This is a genomic window from Candidatus Nanogingivalis gingivitcus (assembly GCF_004151455.1).
Taxonomy (GTDB): domain Bacteria; phylum Patescibacteriota; class Saccharimonadia; order Saccharimonadales; family Saccharimonadaceae; genus Nanogingivalis; species Nanogingivalis gingivitcus.
In genome coordinates, this window is sequence record NZ_PRLK01000001.1 from 37,888 (window position 1) to 63,829 (window position 25,942).

21 protein-coding genes and 5 tRNA genes are annotated in these 25,942 nt (G+C 33.2%); 11 read left to right on the forward strand and 15 right to left on the reverse strand.

The features are described from left to right. Positions 1 to 11: 11 nt before the first annotated feature. Entirely contained in the window at positions 12 to 3,668 is a 3,657-nt protein-coding gene (locus G6CMJM_RS00185) for a hypothetical protein (RefSeq protein ID WP_129718477.1), read from the reverse strand. A gap of 131 nt (positions 3,669 to 3,799) precedes the next feature. Continuing rightward, the gene (locus tag G6CMJM_RS00190; protein ID WP_129718478.1) at positions 3,800 to 4,633 is read right to left on the reverse strand and encodes a hypothetical protein; all 834 of its coding nucleotides are present in this window, start codon (positions 4,631 to 4,633) and stop codon (positions 3,800 to 3,802) included. 261 nt (positions 4,634 to 4,894) lie between these two features. On the opposite strand from G6CMJM_RS00190, the gene G6CMJM_RS00195 reads away from it, so the two are divergent. From G6CMJM_RS00195 to arcC, 6 genes are all read left to right on the forward strand, one after another. Beyond that, entirely contained in the window at positions 4,895 to 7,240 is a 2,346-nt protein-coding gene (locus tag G6CMJM_RS00195; RefSeq protein WP_129718479.1) for a cation-translocating P-type ATPase, read from the forward strand. A 51-nt stretch (positions 7,241 to 7,291) separates the two neighbouring features. Further along, positions 7,292 to 7,660 (forward strand): KH domain-containing protein, encoded by a 369-nt coding sequence (locus G6CMJM_RS00200; protein ID WP_129718480.1) that lies wholly within the window; start codon positions 7,292 to 7,294, stop codon positions 7,658 to 7,660. Between the two features lie 204 nt (positions 7,661 to 7,864). After that, positions 7,865 to 8,506: a tRNA (guanosine(37)-N1)-methyltransferase TrmD gene (trmD, locus tag G6CMJM_RS00205; RefSeq protein ID WP_129718481.1), complete on the forward strand. Its 642-nt coding sequence runs from the start codon at positions 7,865 to 7,867 to the stop codon at positions 8,504 to 8,506. A gap of 51 nt (positions 8,507 to 8,557) precedes the next feature. Next, positions 8,558 to 8,632 (forward strand) — tRNA-Gln (locus tag G6CMJM_RS00210). 52 nt (positions 8,633 to 8,684) lie between these two features. Next, a complete protein-coding gene (locus G6CMJM_RS00215) occupies positions 8,685 to 9,449 on the forward strand; it encodes a nicotianamine synthase family protein (RefSeq protein ID WP_129718482.1) in 765 nt (254 codons plus the stop codon). Between the two features lie 59 nt (positions 9,450 to 9,508). Then, positions 9,509 to 10,441: a carbamate kinase gene (gene arcC, locus G6CMJM_RS00220; RefSeq protein WP_129718483.1), complete on the forward strand. Its 933-nt coding sequence runs from the start codon at positions 9,509 to 9,511 to the stop codon at positions 10,439 to 10,441. A 77-nt stretch (positions 10,442 to 10,518) separates the two neighbouring features. Here arcC and pyk read toward each other — a convergent pair whose 3' ends face one another. Continuing rightward, a complete protein-coding gene (gene pyk, locus G6CMJM_RS00225) occupies positions 10,519 to 11,946 on the reverse strand; it encodes a pyruvate kinase (protein WP_129718484.1) in 1,428 nt (475 codons plus the stop codon). A 125-nt stretch (positions 11,947 to 12,071) separates the two neighbouring features. Here pyk and G6CMJM_RS00230 point away from each other — a divergent pair. Together G6CMJM_RS00230 and G6CMJM_RS00235 are read left to right on the forward strand one after the other, a co-directional pair. Beyond that, positions 12,072 to 12,146 (forward strand) — tRNA-Glu (locus tag G6CMJM_RS00230). Between the two features lie 108 nt (positions 12,147 to 12,254). After that, positions 12,255 to 12,329: transfer RNA gene (locus tag G6CMJM_RS00235), tRNA-Glu, on the forward strand. A gap of 81 nt (positions 12,330 to 12,410) precedes the next feature. Here G6CMJM_RS00235 and G6CMJM_RS00240 read toward each other — a convergent pair. Next, positions 12,411 to 13,268: a sortase family protein gene (locus G6CMJM_RS00240; protein ID WP_129718485.1), complete on the reverse strand. Its 858-nt coding sequence runs from the start codon at positions 13,266 to 13,268 to the stop codon at positions 12,411 to 12,413. Positions 13,269 to 13,444: 176 nt separating this feature from the next. Here G6CMJM_RS00240 and G6CMJM_RS00245 point away from each other — a divergent pair. After that, positions 13,445 to 13,521, forward strand: a tRNA-Pro gene (locus tag G6CMJM_RS00245). A gap of 51 nt (positions 13,522 to 13,572) precedes the next feature. On the opposite strand, the gene G6CMJM_RS00250 is transcribed toward G6CMJM_RS00245, so the two are convergent. From G6CMJM_RS00250 to G6CMJM_RS00275, 6 genes are read right to left on the reverse strand one after another with little or no spacing between them, the layout of a single operon-like run. Beyond that, positions 13,573 to 14,310, reverse strand: a complete 738-nt coding sequence (locus G6CMJM_RS00250; RefSeq protein ID WP_129718486.1) for a type 1 glutamine amidotransferase — start codon at positions 14,308 to 14,310, stop codon at positions 13,573 to 13,575. Then, on the reverse strand, positions 14,310 to 15,581 hold the full coding sequence (locus tag G6CMJM_RS00255) for a DUF1727 domain-containing protein (protein ID WP_129718487.1): 1,272 nt from the start codon (positions 15,579 to 15,581) through the stop codon (positions 14,310 to 14,312). The genes G6CMJM_RS00250 and G6CMJM_RS00255 overlap by 1 nt, the downstream gene beginning before the upstream one ends. Positions 15,582 to 15,587: 6 nt before the next feature. After that, positions 15,588 to 15,968, reverse strand: a complete 381-nt coding sequence (gene tsaB / locus G6CMJM_RS00260) for a tRNA (adenosine(37)-N6)-threonylcarbamoyltransferase complex dimerization subunit type 1 TsaB (protein ID WP_129718488.1) — start codon at positions 15,966 to 15,968, stop codon at positions 15,588 to 15,590. Position 15,969: 1 nt separating this feature from the next. After that, positions 15,970 to 16,392, reverse strand: a complete 423-nt coding sequence (gene tsaE / locus G6CMJM_RS00265) for a tRNA (adenosine(37)-N6)-threonylcarbamoyltransferase complex ATPase subunit type 1 TsaE (RefSeq protein WP_206660756.1) — start codon at positions 16,390 to 16,392, stop codon at positions 15,970 to 15,972. Between the two features lie 45 nt (positions 16,393 to 16,437). Beyond that, positions 16,438 to 17,856 (reverse strand): ComEC/Rec2 family competence protein, encoded by a 1,419-nt coding sequence (locus G6CMJM_RS00270; protein WP_129718489.1) that lies wholly within the window; start codon positions 17,854 to 17,856, stop codon positions 16,438 to 16,440. Further along, complete coding sequence (locus tag G6CMJM_RS00275) at positions 17,856 to 19,088, reverse strand: MFS transporter (protein WP_129718490.1); 1,233 nt, start codon at positions 19,086 to 19,088, stop codon at positions 17,856 to 17,858. The genes G6CMJM_RS00270 and G6CMJM_RS00275 overlap by 1 nt, the downstream gene beginning before the upstream one ends. Before the next feature lie 83 nt (positions 19,089 to 19,171). Here G6CMJM_RS00275 and G6CMJM_RS00280 point away from each other — a divergent pair, with 83 nt between their 5' ends. Continuing rightward, entirely contained in the window at positions 19,172 to 20,479 is a 1,308-nt protein-coding gene (locus G6CMJM_RS00280; protein ID WP_129718491.1) for a glycosyltransferase, read from the forward strand. Then, positions 20,479 to 22,170, forward strand: coding sequence for an ABC-F family ATP-binding cassette domain-containing protein (locus G6CMJM_RS00285; RefSeq protein ID WP_129718492.1), 1,692 nt, complete (start codon positions 20,479 to 20,481; stop codon positions 22,168 to 22,170). Before G6CMJM_RS00280 ends, G6CMJM_RS00285 begins: the two co-directional genes overlap by 1 nt. A gap of 53 nt (positions 22,171 to 22,223) precedes the next feature. Here G6CMJM_RS00285 and G6CMJM_RS00290 read toward each other — a convergent pair whose 3' ends face one another. From G6CMJM_RS00290 to G6CMJM_RS00310, 5 genes are all read right to left on the reverse strand, one after another. Further along, positions 22,224 to 22,472 carry a glutaredoxin domain-containing protein gene (locus G6CMJM_RS00290; protein ID WP_129718493.1) on the reverse strand — a complete coding sequence of 83 codons (249 nt, stop codon included), beginning with the start codon at positions 22,470 to 22,472 and terminating at the stop codon, positions 22,224 to 22,226. A gap of 48 nt (positions 22,473 to 22,520) precedes the next feature. Next, a complete protein-coding gene (locus G6CMJM_RS00295; protein WP_165302633.1) occupies positions 22,521 to 24,017 on the reverse strand; it encodes a MucBP domain-containing protein in 1,497 nt (498 codons plus the stop codon). Positions 24,018 to 24,173: 156 nt separating this feature from the next. Then, positions 24,174 to 24,539 carry a hypothetical protein gene (locus G6CMJM_RS00300; RefSeq protein WP_129718495.1) on the reverse strand — a complete coding sequence of 122 codons (366 nt, stop codon included), beginning with the start codon at positions 24,537 to 24,539 and terminating at the stop codon, positions 24,174 to 24,176. A 247-nt stretch (positions 24,540 to 24,786) separates the two neighbouring features. Next, a complete protein-coding gene (locus G6CMJM_RS00305) occupies positions 24,787 to 25,782 on the reverse strand; it encodes a tRNA dihydrouridine synthase (protein WP_129718496.1) in 996 nt (331 codons plus the stop codon). Positions 25,783 to 25,846: 64 nt separating this feature from the next. Then, a tRNA-Leu gene (locus G6CMJM_RS00310) sits at positions 25,847 to 25,933 on the reverse strand. Between the last annotated feature and the right edge of the window lie 9 nt (positions 25,934 to 25,942).

The following is a 25,942-nucleotide window of genomic DNA, read 5'->3' on the forward strand; positions in this document are numbered from 1 at the left end:
CCTTTCCTCTACTAATACCTTACTGGCAACTCTTTTGAGAAAGTTGTTAACATTTTACCATTTCCACTAGCTTGTGCTTGTGCCCACATATATATGTCAGCCCTTTGGTTATAAGTTTCAGCAGGAGTTGATCTATCCATTCCAGCCTTATTTTCTGAACCGTAGGTTCGCCATGAATGTAGGTTGTTAGCTAGCACCGGTCCGTTTACGGCTAAGTGTTTACCACAGTTCTTTTGGTTAACATGTCCGTGGCCAGTTGTTGCCCCATTTGCACAAGTATAAATATCACCTGTAGCAATTAGCCATGCGTCTATATTACCTACATTTCCTTGTATATATATATTACCCTCGGCAATCATAATTATTTGTTGGAACTGTTTAATACCATTAGTTCCTATAGGGTTTCGCACAAAAATGTCACCATTTATAACAATGTCCCTACCTTTAATAATATGTGTTCTTATTGGGGAGCCTCCTCTTCGGTAATCAACGCCGTTAAAGGTTCCTATACCCTCATCAACTCGTACTTCATTGCCATCACTTCTAGGGAATTTAGTATTTAAGCTATTTCTTATAGCGTTAATACTTGAAGCACCTTGACCGAATGATCCAGCACCGTTTACAAAATTATCAATTGTTAAGTTTCTAGTTGTTTGTGAAGATTCAGACTTAAAGCCTTTTACTTGTCCACCTACTAAAGCCTCATATTCTACCCAAGAACCTAAGCCCCTAGAAACGCTTGTGACCACTCCACCACGAGAATACAAGCCATTTCCCCATACTTGCATTTTAGGTTTTTTGGTAACAAGCATACAAAGTGGTTGTGAATGTCGCCAATCTCTACCAACTTTAGCCTGTTGTTCTTCTTGCGTTTCATTCTCTAGCATTGTAGGTGCTGAGATTGATACAGCAACACAGTACCTTTGGCCTAGTGGTGCATTATCAGGTATTTTAATGTTTCTTAAAATATCTTGAAGTGTATTTTCACCCACTTGGAATTCTCTTTCACCCTCTTTTACTGAGAATCGTTTACCTTTTCCTCTAAATTGTTCATTATAATGGCTAGCAGTATTACCATTACGGTTATCTACTGGGTTTGTAGGTACTGGAATTTCTTCATCTACGCCATCAACTTCCCATTGGGTAATTTTCCATTTAGTATTCCTTGGGGTTCTAGTTCCCTTATTTGGTACTTTTGGAATAATCGGTACATCATCACCAGGTTCTACTGGTATTTCACCACTACTACAGTTACTTGAATTGCCATCCATTGGGCTTTTAATACAGTTAGTAATATCAAAGTGGTAAGGTACATAAGCACATAGCCATTCACCTACAGTAGGGCTTCCACGGTCTCGGCTATGAGTAGCGTAAGCTCGTTGACAAAGTGATGTTCCTAAGTCACTACTTTGCACTCTATAGGTATATCTACTATCGTTCGTAGTTTTAGTTTGGCCTGGATCAATATTTCCTGAGTTTGTCCTAAACTGAAAGTCGTTAGTTGCTCTACTGCTTGCTTGGTTTTTATTAGTCAAGCCATAAGCTTTTTGTCCACCGGCATTAGTATAGGTATGCGGGTTATTTTCAATAGTATTTCCAGGGAAGCCAGGTGCTACGTAGCTAGTGCTGTTTCTGAATGAATGTCGCCAAGTTATTGAGTCACCAGCATTCACGTTAAAGTGCCTTGTTCCAAAGCCTGACCCATTCTTACCTATTTGGGTTGAAGCAGTTATTTGCCATGGTTGTGGTTCTACATAGAAACATACCTCATTAGATGTTCGGCTAGGATCCACTCCACCACTTATGTATTTCGCTCCCAGAACGGCTGTTATGCTTTGACAAATCGTTTTACCAATATCTCCTTCTCTTACAATATAACGGCCACTGCTTGGCAATGAGCTACCCTCAAATGTTTTCGTTTCGCCGTTGTAATAACTAAGGCTTTTATAATCCATTGGGCCTTCAGAACCGCCCCCATATCCTATATCACTAGAGATGCTCCTATTAATACTTGTAGATATAGTAAAGCTCTTATTTGCGTCATACATTCTGTTTGTATGTTTGAAGAAGACATTATCACCAAGATGAACCCTTAGTGGGTTACTTCTATTCCAGTATTGTGAATAACTTCTTTCGTTCTTATTTCCTACTTTTATATATGATTGCGGATCTGTCTGGAAGTGCTCTTCCTGTTCTAAATATATATCCCAATCTATATATGCTAGTCCATTTTGGCCTCTAATAAAATAATATCCAAAATAGCTATCATTTGCAGAATATTTGTATTCATCACTAGCCTCAGGTTTGTATGCATCACCAGCATATCTTACTCTTTTTATTTTATATCCTGTAGGCAAAGAAATATCCAAACCGGCATATCCCGTCCCTCCTGGACCTTCGCCTAAACAATTCATCACTAGCGTTATAACACTTTCTCCGCGGCCTAGACTACCATAATCATTTACAGCACAAGTCTCCTCACCATCAAATGAACCTGGAGTCTGATGACTACTCATAGTTACCCCTCCATCTACATACCATCCGCTTCCTATTCTAAATGTGAATCTATGGCGCACATTATGTATCTCACTACTGAATCGACCATAACAAGCTGAAGACCAAGATGCTGTAAGAGTAGAATTACTGTTGCTAATCTTATTTAATGGGGAATCAATACTTATTTTATTATTTCCCCTATAACCATTAATTTTTTCCTTATAAAATTTCTCCCATGAGCTATAATTACCAAAAACCTTTTCTGCCCTTATTATTGATACTTCACCATTACTTCCAATAATCGCTGGAGTATACTCACCCTCTTTTAGTTTTTCTACATAATCATTTACATTAACTCCACCAAGCAAAGTAGCTTCTTTTGAATTTCTAGGGTTTTTGTATGTTAAGTATTGCCCTCCCCAGTTCTCAGAAAATAGCCCAACTTTATTAGGTTTATTAAAATAATCCATCTTAGGAGTTCTATTAGATATAGTATTATAATCTACTTTATTAGATAAATCTTCTATTTTGATTTTTTCTTTAAATAATTTAGTATACTTGTTATCAAGAAAATCTCTAGCGTTGTTTACTTCTTTTTTAAAATCTTCATCTTTAAGAGTTAAGTAGTAATTTCCATAAGATAAAATAGATACCCTAGTTAATTTCTTTCTAGTTAATACACAGTCAGCAAAAGAGCGTTCAAAGAATTCATTTTCCATTCTTATTTTCGCATACTCTCCTTCATTAGAAACTAGATCATTTACATAATTATCAGCAACTTTACTGTCAGAAGTGGGTTTATTGCGTAGTCCATATATATTTTTATTGTTGACGGTAACTTCTTTACTACAAATATCTTTCATTTGCTTGCTCTTAAAAAAAGCGTTCACAAGAAGATCATTTCTAGCAATATCTTCTATATTACCCTCGCCATAGCTAATGTTTTTATTATTATTCAAAAAGCTCTGCATGTCCTTAGCATTTTTAGAAATCTGTTTATCAGTAATTAAAGTGTCACCAACTTTAATGCCTTTTTCTTCCTCTTTTTTATTTAATAAGAAAAAACCAGCCATAGCTAAAATAATAATAACAAAAAAGAAACCTACTAGTAAAATTAACTTCTTTTTTGATATTTTAGCAAAAAGTTTTCCTTTTTTTTGCCCTTCTTCCATTTTACTCCCTTATATTTAAACTATGCCTCTATTTAAGCATAATTACAATAATTTTTCAATATAAATTAAAACCCCCTAGCTACTGCTAGAGGGGATATTTTTTATAGTTGATAGAACAAAATTAATTCTTGCTATTCTTCTTTAGCACTTTTTTTGAAAAGTGTAGAGAATAAAGCTAAAACACTACCTACCATTGCAAGAAGCATTGGAAGGTCAGAACCAGCAGCTGTATTTGAAGCTTTTTTAGCTTCTACTTTACCGCTAGCTGAAGCTACGGTGCTACTACCTTTTTTAGCTTGTTGATTAGTTGCTTGAGCTTTACTAGTATCATTGTTAGCACCAGCGTTTGCATTACCATCATTGTTTGGTTTCACTTCTGTACCAGCGTTGTTGTTAGCACCAGCGTTTGCATTACCATCATTGTTTGGTTTCACTTCTGTACCAGCGTTGTTGTTAGCACCAGCGTTTGCATTACCATCATTGTTTGGTTTCACTTCTGTACCAGCGTTGTTGTTAGCACCAGCGTTTGCATTACCATCATTGTTTGGTTTCACTTCTGTACCAGCGTTGTTGTTAGCACCAGATCTTTTACTTTTAGGATATGTGACATAGAAATTAGTCCAGTTACCAAAAGGATCGTTAAGTGAGCTTAGGGATACACCTTCACTACCTCCACTATGTGCTCTTGCGCCAGCAAATACATATCCACCAGGCAATGTTTCTGGGATATGATCTGACAATGGTTGGTTAGGAGTAACGTAAAATACTTTACTGCTACTGCTACTACTGAATGGACTCATTGGATCATCATAAAGATTGTAGTAGATCGTTACTTTGTGAGTTTCTTCAGCAGCATAAACCACACTACCATTCAAATTAAGTACCGACGGAGCTACTGCTGGAGCTACCCCACCAAGTACTACTACGCTTAACATTACAATTCCTGCTTTTTGCATTTTTTTCATCTTTTTTTCCTCCTGATGAATAAAGTTTTTTGTTTTTTGAAAAAGTTTTAAAAAGCTCTTCATAAGAAGCAATAAAAAGATGAATTTAAACAAAGCTAACCTGTTAGCTCATTTTCAACTCAAATTATTAATGTTCTTATTAAAAGCTCTTATAACGACATAAAAGGCTTTTCTATCAACTGGTCTATATATTAGCATATTTTAGCTAAATTGTCAAATATAAAAATACTTCTGTTTAATTTATGCTATAATATACCTTATATGGATATTGATAAAAAATTGCACGGATTAACTGCCGAGCAGGTACGTAAAAAAACTGCTCAAGGGCTTCATAATAACTTTAACGCTAAGCCAAGTAGTAGCAACTGGGAAATATTCCGTCGCAATGTTTTTAACCTTTTTAACTTTTTAAACTTTATCATTGCCCTAGCTTTAATTGCTGTTAACGCTTGGAGTAACAGTATTTTCTTTGTAGTTATTATTTTTAACGCTGTTTCCGGCATTATTACTGAGCTACGCGCTAAAAAAATGATTGATAAACTTAATTTACTAAGCCGTGAACAAGTTACAGTTATTCGTAGCAACCGTGAGCAAAAAATAAACTCTGAAGAAATTGTCCTTGGTGATATTATTAAGCTTTCTGCTGGTGAGCAAATTCCTAGTGATGCTATGGTTTTAAAAGGTATAGCTGAAGCTAATGAAGCAATGCTTACTGGCGAGAGTGATTTAGTATTAAAAGAAGCTGGCGAGCTACTACTTTCTGGTAGCTTTTTAGCAAGTGGTAAAATTATTGCCGAAGTAACCCATGTTGGTAAAGATAATTATGCCAATAAATTAATGGTAGAGGCTAAAACACATAAACCTATTAATTCTAAAATTTTAGCTTCCCTAAATAAAATTGCTGGCTTTACTGGTAAAATTATTATTCCTTTTGGTATTGCACTTATTCTTGAGGCTTTACTTATTAAACATTTGCCACTTAAAAATTCTGTTATTACTACCGCTACACCGTTACTTGGAATTTTGCCAAAAGGTATTGCCCTGCTTACAATTACAGCTCTGCTAACATCTGTTATTAAACTTGGACTTCGTAAGGTTTTAGTACAAGAGATGTATTCTGTAGAAACTTTAGCAAGGGTGGATACTATTTGTTTAGACAAAACAGGAACTATTACTGAAGGAAAAATGAAAGTAGAAACCTTACATAATATTTCCAAAAAATACTCTCAAAAAGAAATAGAAAATATTCTTTCTGCCTACATGAAGCAAAGTCAAGATAGTAACCCAACAGCACAAGCTATTCGTAATAAATTTAAAAATAAAAAACATGGACTTAAAAGTGAGAATATTATTCCTTTTTCTAGCGATAGAAAATGGGGCTCTATGGAGCTGGAAGAATATGGCACTATCTTTTTAGGTGCACCTGAAATGCTTTTTGAAAAGCCTTTAAAAGAGGTTCAAGAAGCTCAAGCTCGTGGCTCTAGGGTATTAACAGTTGCTATTAGCTCCGAAAAAATTAACAATAAAAAAATAGTGCTACCTAAAAATATTGAGGCTTTAGCTGTTATTGAAATTTTAGACCCCATTCGTGATGGGGCTGCCGAAACACTAGAATATTTACGCTCACAAGGAGTAGATTTAAAAATAATTTCTGGCGATAACCCTGTAACTGTATCTAATATTGCTAAAAAGGCAGGTTTTGTAAATTATGAAAGCTATATAGATTGTTCTAAAGTTAATGATAAAGAACTTAAAAAAATAGCTGAAGAAACTGCTATTTTTGGCCGTGTATCACCCCATCAAAAACGCTTAATAATTAAAACACTTAAAAAAGCTGGCCATACTACTGCTATGACTGGTGATGGCGTTAACGATATTTTAGCACTTCGTGAAGCCGACTGTTCTATCGTTATGGCAGAGGGCGACCCAGCAACAAGGCAAATAGCTAACCTAGTATTATTAAAGTCTGACTTTAACGACCTACCTGAAATTCTTTTTGAAGGAAGAAGAGTAGTAAATAACATAACACGCATAGCACCGATATTCTTTATTAAAACTATTTATTCTTTCCTACTCGCTATAGTTTGTATACTATCTGGCGTACTTGCTAGTGTTACAGGGCATAATGAATGGTTGCTAATTTTCCCATTCATTCCTATACAAGTTACTGTTATTGACCAAATTATTGAAGGCTTCCCGCCTTTTGTACTAACTTTTGAAAAGAATATAAAACCAGTAGAAAAGAACTTTTTAAAAAAGACAATGCTTATGGCCTTGCCAAGTGCCTTAATGGTTGTATTTAGCGTTTTATTTGTTTATATATTCGGTAACTTAAACGGATGGATTAGCCAAGAAATTTCAACAGTACTTTACTATATGCTTGGTGTAATTGGCTTTATGTCGGTAGTAAGGGCAAGCCTACCATTAAATAAATGGCGACTATTACTACTTATTTGGACAGTTTTTGCCTTTATTTTTACAGCTATTTTCTTCCGTTCTTTAACCGAAATTGGTGTACTAACAGGAAGAACTTTCCCTATTTTTGCCTTATTATCACTAGTATCAATAGTGGTTTTTGTAGGCTTAGAGAAGTTGAAAAAACGCTAGCATTTTGCTAAAATGTAACTATTAAACGAACTAAAAAAGGAGTAACTGAAAATGGCGACAATAGACCAACAGTTTGTTGAATATATTGTAAAAAATCTTGTAGAGAATCCCGAAGCTGTAAAAGTAGAACGTACAATTGATGAAAGGGGTGTTTTGCTAAATTTGACCGTAGACGAAGATGATTTAGGCCGTATTATTGGTAGGCGTGGCGCTACTGCACAAAGCCTTCGTGCCCTTTTGCGTGCATTAGGCTCAAAAAATGATGCTCGTTATAACCTTAAAATTACTAATTCAGAAGTAAAAAATACTGAAAACTCAAGCTCTGTGGAAAATACAACAGATATAGCTGTGGAAAACAACAATAACTTTGTAGAAAGCACAAAAAAAGCACTTGCGGAATTAGACGACCTTGATGTATAATAATAACAGTTCAAAGATAAAGCGTTTCTGTGGAGTTTCGCTTAAGAAATCTTGAACTGCGGAAAAAACAAAAAAGCTCTACTGCGAGTAAAACGTAAAGTTTTGAGAGCTTATACTTGAGAAAAACCAGTCCCCTTATAACCCTTGGCTGGTTTTTTCTTTTTTACCTATATTTTTTGATATAATATTAACTATAATAAAATTATGAAAATTCAAGTTATCACCCTATTTCCTGAAATGTTTGAGCAAGTTTTAAATAGCTCTATGATGTGGAAAGCACAAAACAATAACGCTGTAACATTTAGTGTTATTAACTTGCGTAATTTTGGTATTGGCCCTCGCAAGCAAGTTGATGATACTCCTTACGGTGGTGGGAATGGTATGCTACTCAAACCAGAACCATTTTTTGAGGCAATTAAATTTGCTAAGGAAAAATCACCTAATGCCTTAGTTATTGCTATGACACCTAGCAAAACAGTATTAACCCAAAAAATAGCCGAAAATTTTGCCAACGAGCAAAAAGATTTAATTATTATTTGTGGTCATTATGAGGGCTTTGATGAGCGTATTTTTACACTTGTTGACCAAAAAATTAGTATTGGTCAATTTGTACTTACCGGTGGAGAATTGCCCGCTATGGTTTTAATTGACACTGTAGTAAGGCTACTACCAAATGTGTTAGGTGGTGAAGATTCAGCTTTAATTGAGAGCTATTCAGATGGCGATAATATTGAATTCCCTCAATACACTCGCCCAGCAGAATACCAAGGGCTAAAAGTACCTGAAGTACTCCTTAGTGGTCATCACGCTAATATTGATAAATGGCGAAAAGAAAACTACCGATAAACTTTTTACCACTTGAATTTAATAATTATTTTTGTTAGAATGGTAGAGCGTTGGGATGTCGCCAAGTGGTAAGGCACCAGGTTTTGGTCCTGGCATTCGGGGGTTCGAATCCCTCCATCCCAGCCAAATTTATTTTTAGAAAGAACAAACCACTTTAGATGGTTCTTTATTTTTATATATGCAAAGTAATAAAATTATTCAAGATATTCTGAATTTAAAAGATTTAAAACCCTCAAATGAGGTGAATAGTAAGTTTAATAGTTTAGTTTCTTTAGTTATTAATAATCCTAATTTAGACCAAGAACTTACTAAAGAAGAAATAATAAAATTACAAGCTATTTGTTCTCAAGCTGAATCTGAATTGGAAATATACTGGAGCAATAGAATAATTAATAGCGAAGACCCCAAAAAAGAAATTGCCTTATTCCCCTACCTAAAAAATTATCAAGAATTAACAAAGCGTGAAATAAAATTACTTGAAAAAACAGGTCTTATATTGAACAAAAATAAAAAAGTTCTTTTTATTGGTAGTGGGCCACTTCCTCTTAGCTGCATGATACTACATTTATTAACTAAGGCTAATGTTGATCAAATGGATATATCCCCTAAAGCAATAGAAAATGCTAGCCAATTATCTAAAGCTATCAACTTTAAAACTAAGTTAATAAATGGTAGTGGAGAAACTTGCCGGCTAAATACAAAATATGACTTAGTTGTTATTGCAGGGCTAGCTGGCAAAAATATAGCCGAAAAACAAGCTATAATAAATAATATTACCCAATTTATAAACGCTAACGGAAAAATACTAATACGTTCGGCCAAAGGTAGCCGTAGTCTACTTTACCCTAGTTTTAACGCTAAAGATATCAAAAATATACAATTAAACCTTTCTTATCATCCAAAAGATGAAATTATTAATTCTGTTTTTATTTTTAGTCTTTAAAGCATAAGCAGTAAATGTTATAATGTTGCTAAATATTCATTATAAATAGGAGGTCTTTTATGTCAAAGATAGTAGTTGCACTAGGTGGCAATGCCCTGCAACGAGATGGCGAAGCTAGTGCAATTGAGCAAGAATTAGTAGCCAAGGAAACTGTAAAGAAACTTATACCCCTAATTATGGCTGGGCATCAAATAGTTATTGTTCACGGTAATGGACCACAAGTTGGTAATATTGTACTTCATGAAGAAGCAATTAACACGGATTCTACCCCAACAATGCCTTTACATACATGCGTTGCTATGACGCAAGGAATGATTGGTTACTGGCTACAAAAAGCCTTAGCTGAGAAATTTAATAAGCTTAAATCATATAAAACAGCTGTTAGCCTTGTAACACAAGTATTAGTTTCAGAAGAAGACCCTGCTTTTGCCAACCCAACAAAACCTATTGGACCTTTCTATTCAGAAGAAGAAGCAGAAAATGTTAAGAATGAAAAAGGTTATACTGTAAAAGAAGATTCTGGCCGTGGCTGGCGACGAGTTGTTCCATCACCTAAACCTGTAGAGATACTAGAAACTTATACTATTAATAAGCTTATAAATTCAGGTGCTACAGTTATAGCTAGTGGTGGTGGTGGAATACCTGTAGTAAAAACTGAAGACGGTTATAAAGGCGTAGACTGTGTTATTGATAAAGACTTCGCTGCTGAATTACTAGCTGAAAAAATTAAAGCTGATGTGTTATTAATTTTAACAGCTGTTGATAACGCAATGATTAACTACGGACATGAAAACCAGCAAATTCTTGGTACTATTTCTATAGAAGAAGCTAAAAAATATATAGACGAAGGCCAATTTGGTGCAGGATCAATGCTACCTAAGGTTCAAGCTTGTGTACGCTTTGCCGAAAAAGGTGGAAAAGCCATTATTACATCACTAGATAACGCCCAAGATGCTATTCAAAATAACTTAGGAACTATTATTAAAAGATAATAGCTAAAAATAATTAAATGTAGCAAATAAAATACGACCAACTAGGTCGTATTTTATTATGACTAATATATTAAATATTAGATTGCACGAACACGAATTGTATCTGTTCCACCAACTAAACCAGGTTGACGACCAGAAACAATAACAACTATTACGTTTTCCTTGTCACCAAAGAATCCATCAGCTTTAAGATCTTTAGCAAGTTCATAACCGGCAAATTCGCCATCTGGTCGCACAAAGCTACGTGTACCATAGTTTAAGCCTAATTGTTGAGCTACGCGTGTACTACTTGTTACGCTTACAATTGGTAAGCTTGGACGGTTAGCTGCAACAGTGGCTGCAGTTTGGCCAGATTTAGTTTCAACAACAATAGCATCAGCATCAATTTGTTCAGCTAGTTCTACGGCAGCAAGAGAAATAGCATTTAAAGCTTCATTTTCTCCACGCTCTACAATATCATCAATTGGAGCAACAGCAGCATGTTCTTGAGTGTAACGGATTACGCTACGCATAGCACGTACTGTTTCATATGGATATTTACCTGTAGCAGATTCATCAGAAAGCATTACTACGTCTGAACCTTGAATTACGGCATTAGCAACATCAGAAACTTCTGCACGTGATGGTTGTGGATTATCTACCATTGAACCCATTGTTTGGGTTGCAACAATAGAAATTTTACCATGTTTGCGACATAGTGCAATTGTTTTGCGTTGTACAATTGGCACAGCTTCTGGTGCAACTTCGTAAGCCATATCACCACGAGCAATCATTACGCCGTCAGCAGCAATAACAATTTTTTCTAATTCTTCGTCAGAAACAGCTTTTTTAGTTTCAATTTTGGCGATAATTTGTGCTTCACTACCTAAACTTAAAAGAATTTGGCGTACTGCTTCAATATCTTCAGCAGTCTGTACGAAGCTCATTGCTACATAGTCAATATCTTGGGTAGCACCAAATTCCATGTCCCTTTTATCTTTTTCGGTAATAACATCACCACCGAAATCAGTATCAGGAAGGTTTAGACCTTTGCGTGAAGCTAAAGTACCCTTATTTAATACTTTTAATTTAATAGCAGTGCTGGATGGAATTTCTACAACTTCAGTTTTTACTTTACCATCAAAAATAAATACTGGTTCACCTACTTTAACTTTTTCGGCTAAATTGTATTGTACTGGCAAGTTTGCTGAACCATCATGTTGTTCTATTGCGTAGTCTAATACAATTTCATCACCTTCAGCAACTTCAAAACGGTTATCTACTAAGTCGCCTAAACGGATTTTTGGACCTTGTAAATCTTGCAAAATAGCAACTTGTTTGCCAAGACGGGTAGAAATTTCACGAATTTTCGTGATTTTTGCACCATGTTCTTCATAAGAACCGTGTGAAAAGTTTAGGCGAGCTCCATTTATACCACCCTCTATTAGTTTTTCAATCATTTCTTCGCTATCACTAGCTGGGCCGATTGTAGCCAAAATTTTTGTTCGTTTATAAATTGGTTTCATACTATAATAGTATAACACAAAAACTTACCCTTATGAGTAATTTTAACCTTGACTATACTATTTTTTTTTGATAGAATAGTAAGCGAGTTGTTACTTTATCACCCCAAAGAAGCAACTCACCTCGTGGTCTTATCGTCTAACGGTTAGGACACCAGGTTTTCATCCTGGCAATCCGGGTTCGATTCCCGGTAAGATCACCAAATTTGAATAAATTAAAAAGCCTTGTATGGGGCTTTTTTGTTTAGCCCTGTGGTAAAGGTTTTTATATCTTGACCACTCCTAGCTATTTTGATAAAATTATTAATAATGGTCTTATCGTCTAACGGTTAGGACATCAGGTTCTCATCCTGACAATCCGGGTTCGATTCCCGGTAAGATCACCAAATTTGAATAAATTAAAAAGCCTTGTATGGGGCTTTTTTATTCTTCTTGATATATAGGAAAAAGGTAGCTATTGCTACCTTTTAATATTTGTAAGAAACGCCATTCTGCTCAATAGACATTAATTTACCAACAACAAATAATAATTCTGGTTTATCTTGTAAACAACCTTGCAAGGTTATGCGTGGGTGATCTACCCTAGAACTAAGTATAGATTGTAAATCGCTACTTAATTCTTGACCACTATTTTTTGTTACGGTTTTTATTTCGTCTATTTCAAATTTAAAAGTAATACCAGTTTCATATTCTTTCACTGTTATTTCATCACCTTTTTGCAAGACTAGTTTCGATAGATCGGTTGTCATTCCTCCTTCTTTAGAAGTTAACAGTGGAGAAAACCACTCATTAGAATAATCAACGCCAATACCTCTACCTGTCCAAATATGGGAAACTACCACGTAGTTATCTCCCCCTAAAACTTGGTCATATCGCCAAGTACAAGAATGATATAGACGGTCAAAATCACCTTCACCAAAATTACCATTAGGGCTTGTGCCTATTCCACGCACAATTTCACGGCTAAAATTATTTAATTTTGGAATACTTAAAGTCCCAACTGGTTGCTCATTAGTGTTTAAGGTATCTTTACCGCCATAAGTTTCATCAGCATATAAAACCTGTTTACCGTCTCGATACTCAATTGATTGGCTAGCTTTTTCTCTTCTAGCCTTTAGAATATCAGCCAATTTAGATTTTTCATCATTAATAGGCTGTTTCTCTTCCTTATGCACATCTTTTCCTGCAGGAACTAGAGTATTTACAACTTCTGCTGTTTTAGGCTGATTGTTACTTTTAATAAAATTATAACCACTAAAGGCTAAAATTATTAACATTAAAACTACAAAACAGACCCTTAAACCTAATATTATTCTTTTTCGCATTTTAATAGCACCTCTTTCTAAAATTACTTTCCCTTTTAGTTTAGGGAACTTACTTTGTAAATTATAACATATTTATGCTAAAATGTCAAAGATAAACATATTCTTTTTATGATGCTTTTAAAAATAAATATTTGATATTATGGTCATCGTGTGCTATAATCGTTTAGTAATCCTTTCGGGGTGTGGCGCAGTTGGCTAGCGCGCGCGGTTTGGGACCGTGAGGTCGAAGGTTCGAGTCCTTTCACCCCGACCAATTAGATAAAAATAATACAGTACTTGTCTAGTACTGTATTTTATTTTTTCCCTATCTTGGTCGGCTCTTAGCAATTTCTTTAGCTATTTTAGTAATTCTTTTTAGCTTCTGCTTTTCTTCTATATTTTCAAAAGTAACAGCAGGTAGTTCATGTTTTTTGTTCTCTAGAGCTTTTTCAATTAAGAATAAAGTTACGCGTGGATTTTTAGGTAAAATAGGGCCATGAAGGTAGGTACCGATAATGTTTTTATAAATAGCCCCCTCACTACTACCTGTCATATTATTTCCACAGCCATTTTTAACCTTACCAAAAGGCTTAACCTTTCCTGATAAATATGTTTGACCACTATGATTTTCGTAACCGACAACATCACCGAACCTATCATCTTTAACAACGATATTACCTATTAACCGCTCATCACCTGCTACTGTTTTAACACCCTCTAGTATATTAAGGCCTTTAATTTTTTCGCCATTGCTTGTTTCAAAATAATTGCCAAAAAGTTGGTACATACCACAAATCATTAGCATTGGCACGCCTTTTTTAGCAAGTTCTATTAATTTAGGAGCTATGGCCATTAAATCATCTTGTATTTTATTTTGTGAAGAGTCTTGCCCTCCACCACCAATAACTATATCAGCATCCTCAGGGAATTTATCACCTATATCATAGTGAATAATCTGATATTTTAAGCCGTGTATTTTTAGCTGTTTTTCTAAAGCTAGAATATTACCGTAGTCCCCATATATATTCATGCTTTTCCAGTATAACCACACTATTTTTAACATTATAACACCCTCTCAACTTTAGTATTTTTAGATAGTTCTTTCCTAATTTCTAACATTGCCGTATAAGTTGCATAAATTTTTTTATTACCTTTAAGTTTAAGGAAATTATTTACAGATTCTGCAATATTTGTATTTACATCACTTTCCTGAAAATCAACATCGTCATGCATTAACCTAAGTGCCATATCATAAGCACGAATGCCAGTTATTGCGCCAACGGATTTTATTATACTAAAGTCAACATCCCATAGCCAGCTCATATCTCTACCGTCTGCATAGTTATCATTAATAGCTATCATAACTTTTTCATCTTCTTTATGGCTTAGTAAGTTAACCCTAAATCCAGCTGGATTTTTAACAAGCATAATCTCTACTTTATCTTTTCCAATTTCTAATGTTTCACCACGGCCGAAAGCTGGTTTTATATCTTTAATGATGTTAGCTAACTTTTTATCCTTTATTTTAAGTTTTTCTTGCTCCATTACTGTATAGAACATACTTAAAGCTGCCGTAATATTTAACATATTATGCGCTCCATTTAAGCTAATAGTAAACTCTTGCACAGCACCATCTTTTAGCTCAATTTCAAAGGAGTTATCTGAAAAATTTAACAACTTAAAATCAACTTTATTTTTTGAATTACAAATATTTTTTCCACCATAAAGTTCATCATCATTAGGAAAGAATTGTGCTACTTCGCTAGCGTACCCAAAGCTAAAAGTACTAGGAAAATTCTTTTTGAATGGCTTTTTAGATAATAAATGATCACAACCATTTACAAGTACAGCTTTTTCTGTAGCATTACCAACTTTTTGTAGTAGACTAGCCGTATAATCTATTTCTCCGAACCTATCTAGCTGATCTCTCATTACATTTAATAGAAGTGAATAGCTTGGGTTTACATTTTCAATAAATTTTACGGCATGGGCTTCATCTAATTCTAAAATAGCAATATCTGAATTAATTTTGCCTTTCCAACTGGTTGATTCTATAGCTGAAGCAATAATGCCCCTTACAAAATTAGAGCCTGTTTTATTTGTAAATACATTAAGCCCTTGCGACTGAAAAAGTTCAACTAACATCTTTGTAGTAGTAGTTTTTCCGTTGGTGCCAGTTACTACTATTATTCCATAAGGCAAATCAGACAAAACTTGATTTAAAAAATTTGGATTAATTTTTTCTATAACCAAACCTGGTAGGGCTGACCCTCCACCTTTAATTCTTGCAAGTGCTCTGATAATTTTTCCTAAAATAATTGATAAAATTTTCATATTTCTTTATTTCCTTGGCTTTGTTATATTAGCTTCTTTTCCATATATTGGCATAACTAGTTTTTCATTTTGACCTTGTAAAAGTTTTTCTTTTGCACTGCTGTACCAATTCTCATATTCACCAGATACCGAAACTATAGGTATATTTAGACCATCTGCTAAAGAATTTGCTACAGTTATGCCTATTCTAAGTCCTGTGAAACTACCTGGACCAGAGAATACACAAATACCTGTTAAATTGTTTAAGTTATTACCATTCTCTTCTATAACTTCTTTAATAAAGGCGAGTATGCTTTTAGCCATATCTCTATTTAATTCTTTAGCATAGCGCTTATCATTAAAATATAATTCACATACTGGGCTAGATGTATTAATACCTAAAATCATTTTAACAGCTCCACTCTACTTCCCTAATATTTTCGGATATTATTTTGATTTTAACTGTTATATATTTTTTAGGCAAAACTTCACGAACCGGTTCGCCCCATTCTATAACAGTAATATTATTAGGATCATCTATAACATCTTGCATTTCTATAGCCATAATTCCAGCATCATTTAATCTATAAAAATCATAATGAACTAAATTATTTTTAGCTCCCTCATAAACTCTAGATATAGTAAAAGTAGGGCTTTGAATTTCATCAGTTATACCAAGGCTTTTAGCTAGCCCCTTAGTAAAAGTAGTTTTACCTGCCCCTACATCACCAATTAGCTCAATTACCTCTCCACCCTTAAGGCTATTACCAAGTTCTTGGCCAAAAGATATCATATCTTCAGAGCTAGATATTGTTTTTATATTAACATTCACTCTTATATTTTATCACTTTTACTTTTTTCTTCAAAAAAAAGACTATTACCCGAAATAATTCCTCTTATTCTTATATTCTAAAAATATAATCAGTAAAACAATAATTACATAATAACAAAGTAAAAATTGAAGGTTAATTTTAAATTTTGATTGTGCTATAGGAAAACTAGCAAATAAATTAATAATTGCTATTTGTAACTTTAGTATGGCATTACTAATAACAGCAAAAATAGTAGCTAAAGTAGGGATAAAAAATAGTAGACCAACCATAAAAATAAAGAACATAGTTATTGGTAATAACGGTAAAATTACCATATTAGTAATAATAGATATAAACGAAAAAGTACCAAAATATAAGGCTATAATAGGTACTGTCATAATTTGTGCAGATAAAGTTTCAATAAAAAGCTGGAAAAATATATTGGTTTTATATTTTTGGGGTGTCAAAAAATCATGTATCAATGGAGATAATATTAACACACCAAAAAAGGCAGCAAAAGACAATTGCCAGCTTAAGTCTAGCATATTATTAGGGTTAATAATTAAAGTTAAGCTAGCTACAAATAATAATAAACTATATGGTCGTGATAACCTGCCATAATACCATAAGAATAAACCTAAAGTAGAAACAAGCCCAGCCCTTAACATGCTAGCAGATAGCCCTATCATCAGCATAAAAAAGGTAGTACTGGCTAAAGAGATGAGTAATGCCATTCTGCGATTTTTATTTTCAAAAATTCTTCTAACAAAAAGTACTAATATAGTTAAATTATACCCACTAGCTACCACAATATGGCTTAGGGAGGTCTTACGTAGATTCTCTTGTAAATCGGCAGAAATTTTCTTTTTCTCTCCTAAAAGATATCCTAATCCTAAACTACCTTCTTCACCATGAATATAATTTTGAATATTTTTACTAGCCCAATCCCTAAAATCTCTAGCTATATCTACCGACGGAATAATATTAATTATTTTAGCTTTTTTAACTATGCCGTCATAGGAACTAAAATTACTTTTAACTATTTTTCCTTTTAATTCTATTTTGTCAGACCTTTTAATATTCTTATTTTTATCCGTTATTCTTACTAAAGCTATTGTTTTTATTTTACTACTTGCAACATCCTCAGTAGATATCTTAATTTTAATCCCATTTTCATCTTCTTCTGGGTCGTCCATAACTACACCTTGAATATTTACAGAGCTACCAAATAGCTGACTTAGAACAGTTTTATCATAATTTACACTAGAATATCGCCAAAAACATAAGAATAAAGCTGAAAATATAATAGCCACCATAGATACTTGCTTAACATATATAGCTAAAATAAAAAGTAAAATTGCCAAAAATAACCAAGAAATATCCCTAAAACTACTTATTTTAACAAAATTTAATATAAAACAGAAAAATACGATAGCAATACAAAAGGTTATAATTAATTTATACCCTCTTGTATTATTACTCATTACTCTTCCTTATAAATATTTTTAGTATCGTAAACCTTAAATTTAGCAAATAGAAGAATTAGAATAAAAAATGAAGATATTGCAAAATAATGTCTAATACCCTCTTCGGCGTTAGCATTAAAAACTACCATAAACAATAGCAGTGAGGAGCATATTATTGCCATTACCCCTGCAACTATCTCATGCATAACAATATAAGTTATTCTACAGCCCGACCTATCGGCCTCATCATAAATACCCTTATAAACTGACATATGTTGACCAGATAAAGCTAAATCATGCCCTGCGTGAGCCAATAAAGCCCCTAATGGTGTTTTAACTAGTAAACCTTTCGTTATCCATACTCCTGATTGAATTAAAGTATTTATTTTCATTAAACGGTTTCCGTTACCCTTATCTGTTACTTTAGCATAAAAAAAGGTGGCTAAAATAGCTGCTAAAGCACTAAAGGATTGTATAATTCCAGATGCACCGTAAGAGTTGAAAGCTGAGAAAATAAACACACTAGCAAAAAATCCCCATATAAATAAATTTACAACTAAAACACCTTCATATGATTGTGCTACGATATTTCTTCCATATAGACGCCAAGAGAAATTATGAAATTTGAGCTTTTGATTTGTTTTGATTGGCTCTTTGCTAATAACTAAAGGTATTGTTGCTAAAGCAAATATTATGGCTGAGATAATCATTACAATAGGGGCTCCAAATATCATAGCAGTTAAACCTCCTATTACAGGAGCTACAACTGTTGTTATTTTATCAAATATATATGAAAGCCCTAACTGCTTACCACTAGTTTTAGTATTTTTTACTTTTGAAAAATCTACATTAACAGAAACATTATAGATACCTACAGATAATGCTTGCATAGTAGCACCTAATATTATTGCAGGTACGCCAAAACTTTTAGCTAAAGACATTGAAAGTAACATAGGAACATATAATATGTTTGATATTATCATTCCATGCTTTGGGCCATATTTAGCAACTACAGCCCCACCAAGAATAACTGCTACTAATTTAACTATATAATAATAAAAAATATATAACGCCAAGAACCACACCGGATAGCCTAACTTATATATAAAAATTAAAGATATACTACTAGATAACTTAATCGCCATAGATCGCATAACTTTAGTAATATAAATAATGCCAACTTCAGTAAAAGTAATATATCGCCAAAAATAGCGAGCCCTCTTGAATGAATTTAACATTTTTTTAATCATAAGCTTAATCAATTTTAACACTTAACCCTATTCAAAACAATCTCTATAACTAGTATGCCTACAAAATATGTTATAATCAAAATATGAAAATAGCTATTGCATCCGACTTATTTTGGCCAATGATAAATGGTATATCAATTTTTAGTAAAAATCTTGCAGAGCAACTAACCTTAAGAGGTCATGAAGTTGTAGTTTTTGCCCCTAGCCAATCAGGTGATTTTCAAGTTGAAAAAACTGATGGCTATACGGTAGTTCGTTTAAGCTCGGTTAACTTCCCTTTTTACCCTAATCAAACAGAGCCTCTAGCTCCAGCTAAAAAACTTGCCGGCAGAATAACTATTCCTAGGGTTTACCTACATAACGGATATCGCCTTTCCCTTTTACCTTACCGTGAAATAAAAAGATATTGTAAATATAATGGTTTTAAGCCAGATGTTGTTCATGTTCAACTTCAGCTTATGATTGGGCAAGCTATGATTGATTTTGCACGTAAAAATCATATTCCTGTAGTAGTAACTAACCATGCTAGCCCTGAAAACCTATTCGATAACCTTCGCATGCTAGCTCCTCTATCACCAATAATAAATAAAACTGTCCTTTTATACACTAAGCGTTTTGCTCTTCAGGCAGATTATGCAACAATGCCGACTAGACAAGCTATAGACCGTCATTTTAAAAAACCTGAAAACGCGAAAATGCCAATTGAAGCAGTAAGTAATGGTATAGACTTACGCCTATTTACTCCTAAGAAAGTAGATTCTAGCTTCTTTGATAAATTCCATTTGCCTAAAGATAAGAAAATTATCATGAATATTGGCCGTGTTGATGCAGAAAAGCATATATCAACTTTAATTCTAGCTTTTAAAGAGAACTTAAAAAATAATAAAGATTCAGTACTAGTTATTGTTGGTGACGGTACGGATATGACTAACCTTCAGAATCTAACTTATCAGCTAGATATCTCTAATAAAGTTTACTTTATGGGCACACAAATTGGTGAAGATTTAATTAATTTTCACCGTATTGCTGATGTATTTGTTTCAGCTAGCCCTACGGAAACCCAAGGTATTGTATTTTTAGAAGCAGCCGCCTGTGGTAAACCAGTTATCGGCGTTGATGTAGGCGCTGTAAAAGAAATTTGCCAAGATGGCGTGAATGGATTCTTGTGTGAAACAGATAATGTGGATCAAATTGCTGAAAGTATAAATAAAATATTATCTAATAAAAAATTGGCTGACGAGTTCTCAAAAAATGGTTTAGAGATAATAAAACAGCATGACCTTAACTTCACAATTACTAAATTTGAAGAGATATACAAAAAAGTAGTAGATAAAAAATCTACTGAACCAAAAGATTGGCGTTCTAAGTTAATAAACCGATTTAAAAAATAATGCTTTTAGATGTAAATATTAGCGAAAAGTCATTTAATAATAAAAGTCTTATTAAAGATGTAAAATTTAGCGTTAATGAAAATGAAATTATAGGAATTATAGGTCGTAATGGAGTAGGAAAATCAACTATTCTATCAATTTTAACTGGTAAAGATTCGGATTATACTGGCAATATTATTAAAAAGAAAAATTTAATAATGGCCTCCTCCATTCAAGAGTACCATAGCGTAAAAAATAAAACGGTTATTAATTTTATTCTTAATGATTTACCAAACTACGCTAATCTTAAATATAAAATAGAACATCTACCTGAGGTTATGGGTGATAATCTTCGCCTTATAAATGAATATACTGAGGCTTTAAATAAATTTCATCAAAATAATTTCCATTTTATAGAAGATAAAATTATAGCTGAACTAAAAGATTTTGGTTTGGAAAATTTTCAAAATAAAAAAATGAAAGAGCTATCTGGGGGTCAAAAAAGATTAGTTGATGTTATTAAAATATTACACTCTTCTGCCGATATTGCCCTACTTGATGAACCAACTAACTTTATGGACTATCAATCAAAAAATATTTTCCTTAATTGGTTAAAAAAGAGCTCTGGCGCTAAATTAATTATTACTCACGACAGAGATGTTTTAATGAATGTAGATAAAATAATAGAAATTAAAGATCAAAAAAGTTATATTTTTGATGGCAATTACGAGCACTACCTTAAAGTAAATACAGAGCGTACCTCAGGAAATATTGACGATTATCAAAAAAAGCAAGCTGAAAAGAATAATCTAGCTGACAAACTTAAAAACTTTCAAAGAATGAAAGAAAAAGCTAGAGATCCTAATACTATTAAACGTTTTAAAAGATTAGAAAATAACGCTCGAGAAAAAATTGCTATTCTTGATAAAACTGAAAAACCTAGCTTTTGGATAGATGCCGAAAGCCTTAATTCTTTAAAAAATAATCAGCTAGCTAATTATGATAAATTTAAAGCAAAAAATATCAAAATAAACACTCAGTATAGTAGCAAAGATAAATCTAAACGTAATTTTATAACTATAAATAGTTTAACTGCTGGATATGGTAAGCTTGAAGATGCATTGGAAAGTAAAAATAATGCAAAAATACTATTTGAGAATTTAAATTTTACCGTAAACACACATAGTAAAATAGAGCTATTTGGGTTAAATGGAGCCGGAAAAACAACGCTTATAAAAATAATTCTCCATAGTATTTTTACCGACTACCCTATTAATTCGCAAATATATGATGGATATATAAAAGCAGATAGGGATATTAGGGTTGGCCTCTATTCCCAAGAAGTAAGTGAAGATATGTTTGAACTAGAGCTTAAAGAAGCTGTAGAGAATATTTATAAATCTCAGAATCTATCTATTACAGAATCAAAAATTCGCCAATTACTAGCACAATATCTTTTCTTAGAAGAAGATTTAGCCACAAAAGTTAAGGATCTGTCCGGAGGGCAAAAGGCAAGACTTCAACTAATTAAAATGCTCTCTACAGACCCACAATTATTAATATTAGACGAGCCAACATCTCACTTAGATCTTCCTAGTATAGAAGAGCTAGAAAAGGCTTTACTAAGTTTTAACGGTGCTATAATTTACGTATCGCATGATAATATTTTTCGCAAAAAAATAGGTGGAGAAAAAATTGAAATTAAATACTAAAACAATTTAAAATATAAATATAAAATAACGGTAAATTACTTACCGTTATTTTATTAGAATCTATTAATTCCTAGTAATTTTGAAAGTCTAGCTCTATCAAATCCAAGTACAATTTCACCGTCAATATCAGTAACTGGAACACCTTGGAATTGGCCACCCATCTTAGCTAATAGCTCTTCTCTTGCCTCATCATCTGATTCAACATCTTTAGCTACAAACTCTATATTATTATTAGCTAGCCATTCTTTTTCTGCTCCGCAGAAACCACACCAACTAGTTGTATATACAATAACTTTTTTCATATTTTAAATGATATCACATATTTCTTAGAAAATCATTAAAATATAAATTTATTTTCGTCTAGCTCTAGCAAATAGTATACCAGAAATTACTAATGAAATTCCTATTGGTAATAATACTAACAATGCATTAGGGTTATTTTTTACTACACCTGTCAATGGTGAAAGTATATCATTAATTTTATTGATTATCTTGCCCTTTTCTTTAGCTACTTCAGTTTTTGGTTTATAGATGTAGGTTATATGTTTAACATGGTCACCAAATTGGCCAACTGGTAAGTCTGATGAATCGCTAAGCATCATATATTCATATTCCTTACCATCTATTTTAACTATGCCTTTATCTTTAGTATTATATTTTTCACCTATTTTACCAGTACGATATTCTGTTTCAGAAACCTTTTTACCATCATTAGTTATATGGTCTACTATTATAGATGAATTCTTTAAGTATAGTAATCTGCGTTTTTTATTCTCTTTATAATTGTAAGTACCAATACCTTCATCTTCTTTTAACTTAACAAAAGTATATCCAGGAATTTCAGGGTGTGATATTTCTACAGGCTTTTTAATATTACCTTTAGTTAGGTCTGGTATAGTCTTATTTTTAGCATCCATCATTAAGAAAGAATCTGAATAATTGCGATAGTCGTTATCGGCGTATTTTGAATGTTTACTTCTACCTTGGTAGTGCCAAACTTTACTATCAACTTTCTTACCGTCTTTATCTATAGGCGCAGTTAGCTGTTCTTTTTCATCCATTGTATAAAAATCTACATCTAAACTTCCTGTAGGAAATAATCTTGCATATACATCGTCAGCTTTAGGGTCTCCGTTAGAATAAGTTTGGGTTCCACCAAAACCACCTATATCCCCAGTGATCTCTAGGTTAATTTGACCACCAACTTTGATAACTGGATTATCAGATGTAGATATTTTATTGTAACTCTCTTCTGTGATTACTGCATTTATACCACGTGAAAAGTTATCAGCAACAGATAGCCACATTGGTTTCATAAAATCTTCAAAAGATAGTTCAGCAAAAGCTTTAGGGTCAATTAAAGTTATAGGAATATTTACTTCATATTCACCATTAGCATTCTTCATCTGTTTTAGCCTTTCAGTAGAGAATGTAATAGTTGTTTTATTACCGTTCTGTCTTACACTTTTAGCACCTAATTCTTGCTGTCTTGCAGAATCTATTTTTTGCCATGTCGATTCAAAAGCTATTTCTACGTCCCTATCAAATTCTAATCTAGAATCAAAAACAGCTTTTAAATAACCTTTCCAAGATCTTATTTTATCAGTTCTTCCCCAAAGCACCCTTAAAGAATCACGGATATTTTCAAAATTTAACGTTGCTTTATAATGTAAATTCATACTTTGATCTACATTATAAGCTTCTGTATTTATAGTTTTACCATCAACCTGTTTTGTAGACGGACCAATACTTGTGTGAATATTAGGTTTAGATGCGTTAAGCTCATTATTTTCTTCGAGATAAATAACTGGCTTTACTTTCTTAACTTCTTTTACGAATGAAGTCATTTCGGCAGGACTTACCCACATTAGGTAAAGATCTAGCTTTTCTGGAGCGTTCGCAGGTAGTGGATATCCTAACCTGTAATAAGTTCCTGTTCCATCTGGTTTTGTATTCCATGCAAAAGTCCTATAGAATGGTCTACCGAAAAGAAAATCTAAACCTCAACCTATACCCATCCATTTTGATGTATTAGTATCAGCATATTTACCCCTATTCATTGTAGGGTTAGTTAAATTAGGATATTGATCCCAAAAATAGTAATAGATATAAGCATCATGAGCCATTTTGTCCCTTTCAGCTTTCATGCTAGGGTGTCCATCAAAAGGGCTAACCCCAAAAATAGCCTTATCACCAGCTAGTTGTAAATTGATAGTTTCATCTTGCTGGTTAGTATCCTTAGGGGGATTCCTATGGAATGTTATATTTCTAACTAGCTGATTAGTTGCCGCCATAGCTGGCATAGAATTAGTTAAAAATGATAACGTAAAAATAGCTATCACAGTAAGATATTTGGCTTTTTTAAACATTTAATAAACTCCACATTTTATTATTCCTATATATAATTTTACTGATAGATTCTTATAAAATCAAGCCTTGTTTTTACTTGTAAGATACCACCCGCCATCTATATCTTTATAAACTGTAAGTTTCAAATTTAAATTCAAAAGCATAGCATAGTTAGCAGCTTTTTCTGCCTCCGTTTTACTATTATATCTTTTTTTATTCGTTGGAGATCTATATATAGTTCTCCTAATAGGAATATTGTTATTTCTTCTAGGCATTTTTAAAATCTTCTATAATTTGCCTAACTTCGTCAATATTCTTAGTTTCCATTAGTTTTGCTCTTAGCTCACTAGCACCATAAAAATCACGAATATAAATCTTAAAAAATCTCTTTAAGGGATCGAATCGTCTTTGGCCTAATTCTTTCGTGTATTTTTCGAATAATTGAAGTTGTAACAAAAGCAATTCAATATACTCTTCTGTACTATGCTCTTCAATATTTTTTTCAAAACAATATGGATTTTCAAAAACTCCCCTACCAATCATTATACCGTCGATACCATTATATTGACGCCAAAGATTCATTCCTTGAGCTCTATTTTTTATGTCTCCATTTATTTGAATTAAAGTATTAGGAGCAATTTCATCTCTTAAAGCAATAATTTCAGGTATTATTTCAAAATGAGCTGGAACTTTACTCATTTCTTTTTTTGTTCGTAAATGAATAGTTAAAACAGCTAAATTCTGCTTTAATAAAAAAGTTAGCCATTCTTTCCATTCATCAACTCTAGAAAATCCTAACCTAGTTTTAACTGATATTGGTAAGCCAGATTCTTTAGCAGCATCTATTATTTGTAATGCTAATTCAGGATTACGGATCAAATCACTACCACCACCACTTTTTATTACTGCTTTATCTGGACAACCCATATTAATATCTATAGCTTGATATCCTATTTCTGGTAGATGTTTGGACATATAAGCTATATCTTCTGGTTTAGACCCCCAAATTTGTGCTACAATAGGCTCTTCATCTTCAGTACGAGCTAATCTACCCCTTGTGCTATGAATTCCTTTAGGACTAGCAAAACTAGAAGAATTAGTGAATTCAGTATAAAATACATCTGGCCTTGATGCTTTGGCTACAACATGCCTAAAAACCACATCAGTAACAGCTTCCATAGGTGCTAAAGAAAAGAAAGGTATTTTTTTACCATTTTCTTTACCGGTGCTAAGGGATATATCTTGCCAAAAATTATTTTGCATATTTTTTATTCTCACTTTTAAAATTAAAGGGCGAACACTTATATTTGTACGCCTCTATAAAACATGGTGTACACGAGAAGACTTGAACTTCCACGAACCGAGGTTCACTAGCCCCTCAAGCTAGCGCGTCTACCAATTCCGCCACGCATACATATGTTAT

What these genes read in the sequence shown, in the direction of transcription:
- G6CMJM_RS00290 (WP_129718493.1), bottom strand. Translation starts at nt 22,472, where the DNA reads ATGAAAAAAGTTATTGTATATACAACTAGTTGGTGTGGTTTCTGCGGA.
- G6CMJM_RS00305 (WP_129718496.1), bottom strand. Translation starts at nt 25,782, where the DNA reads ATGCAAAATAATTTTTGGCAAGATATATCCCTTAGCACCGGTAAAGAA.
- G6CMJM_RS00250 (WP_129718486.1), bottom strand. Translation starts at nt 14,310, where the DNA reads ATGTTAAAAATAGTGTGGTTATACTGGAAAAGCATGAATATATATGGG.
- G6CMJM_RS00295 (WP_165302633.1), bottom strand. Translation starts at nt 24,017, where the DNA reads ATGACTTCATTCGTAAAAGAAGTTAAGAAAGTAAAGCCAGTTATTTAT.
- G6CMJM_RS00190 (WP_129718478.1), bottom strand. Translation starts at nt 4,633, where the DNA reads ATGAAAAAAATGCAAAAAGCAGGAATTGTAATGTTAAGCGTAGTAGTA.
- G6CMJM_RS00285 (WP_129718492.1), top strand. Translation starts at nt 20,479, where the DNA reads ATGCTTTTAGATGTAAATATTAGCGAAAAGTCATTTAATAATAAAAGT.
- arcC (WP_129718483.1), top strand. Translation starts at nt 9,509, where the DNA reads ATGTCAAAGATAGTAGTTGCACTAGGTGGCAATGCCCTGCAACGAGAT.
- G6CMJM_RS00280 (WP_129718491.1), top strand. Translation starts at nt 19,172, where the DNA reads ATGAAAATAGCTATTGCATCCGACTTATTTTGGCCAATGATAAATGGT.
- G6CMJM_RS00300 (WP_129718495.1), bottom strand. Translation starts at nt 24,539, where the DNA reads ATGTTTAAAAAAGCCAAATATCTTACTGTGATAGCTATTTTTACGTTA.
- G6CMJM_RS00200 (WP_129718480.1), top strand. Translation starts at nt 7,292, where the DNA reads ATGGCGACAATAGACCAACAGTTTGTTGAATATATTGTAAAAAATCTT.
- G6CMJM_RS00270 (WP_129718489.1), bottom strand. Translation starts at nt 17,856, where the DNA reads ATGAGTAATAATACAAGAGGGTATAAATTAATTATAACCTTTTGTATT.
- trmD (WP_129718481.1), top strand. Translation starts at nt 7,865, where the DNA reads ATGAAAATTCAAGTTATCACCCTATTTCCTGAAATGTTTGAGCAAGTT.
- G6CMJM_RS00195 (WP_129718479.1), top strand. Translation starts at nt 4,895, where the DNA reads ATGGATATTGATAAAAAATTGCACGGATTAACTGCCGAGCAGGTACGT.
- G6CMJM_RS00240 (WP_129718485.1), bottom strand. Translation starts at nt 13,268, where the DNA reads ATGCGAAAAAGAATAATATTAGGTTTAAGGGTCTGTTTTGTAGTTTTA.
- G6CMJM_RS00215 (WP_129718482.1), top strand. Translation starts at nt 8,685, where the DNA reads ATGCAAAGTAATAAAATTATTCAAGATATTCTGAATTTAAAAGATTTA.
- G6CMJM_RS00185 (WP_129718477.1), bottom strand. Translation starts at nt 3,668, where the DNA reads ATGGAAGAAGGGCAAAAAAAAGGAAAACTTTTTGCTAAAATATCAAAA.
- pyk (WP_129718484.1), bottom strand. Translation starts at nt 11,946, where the DNA reads ATGAAACCAATTTATAAACGAACAAAAATTTTGGCTACAATCGGCCCA.
- tsaB (WP_129718488.1), bottom strand. Translation starts at nt 15,968, where the DNA reads ATGATTTTAGGTATTAATACATCTAGCCCAGTATGTGAATTATATTTT.
- G6CMJM_RS00255 (WP_129718487.1), bottom strand. Translation starts at nt 15,581, where the DNA reads ATGAAAATTTTATCAATTATTTTAGGAAAAATTATCAGAGCACTTGCA.
- G6CMJM_RS00275 (WP_129718490.1), bottom strand. Translation starts at nt 19,088, where the DNA reads ATGATTAAAAAAATGTTAAATTCATTCAAGAGGGCTCGCTATTTTTGG.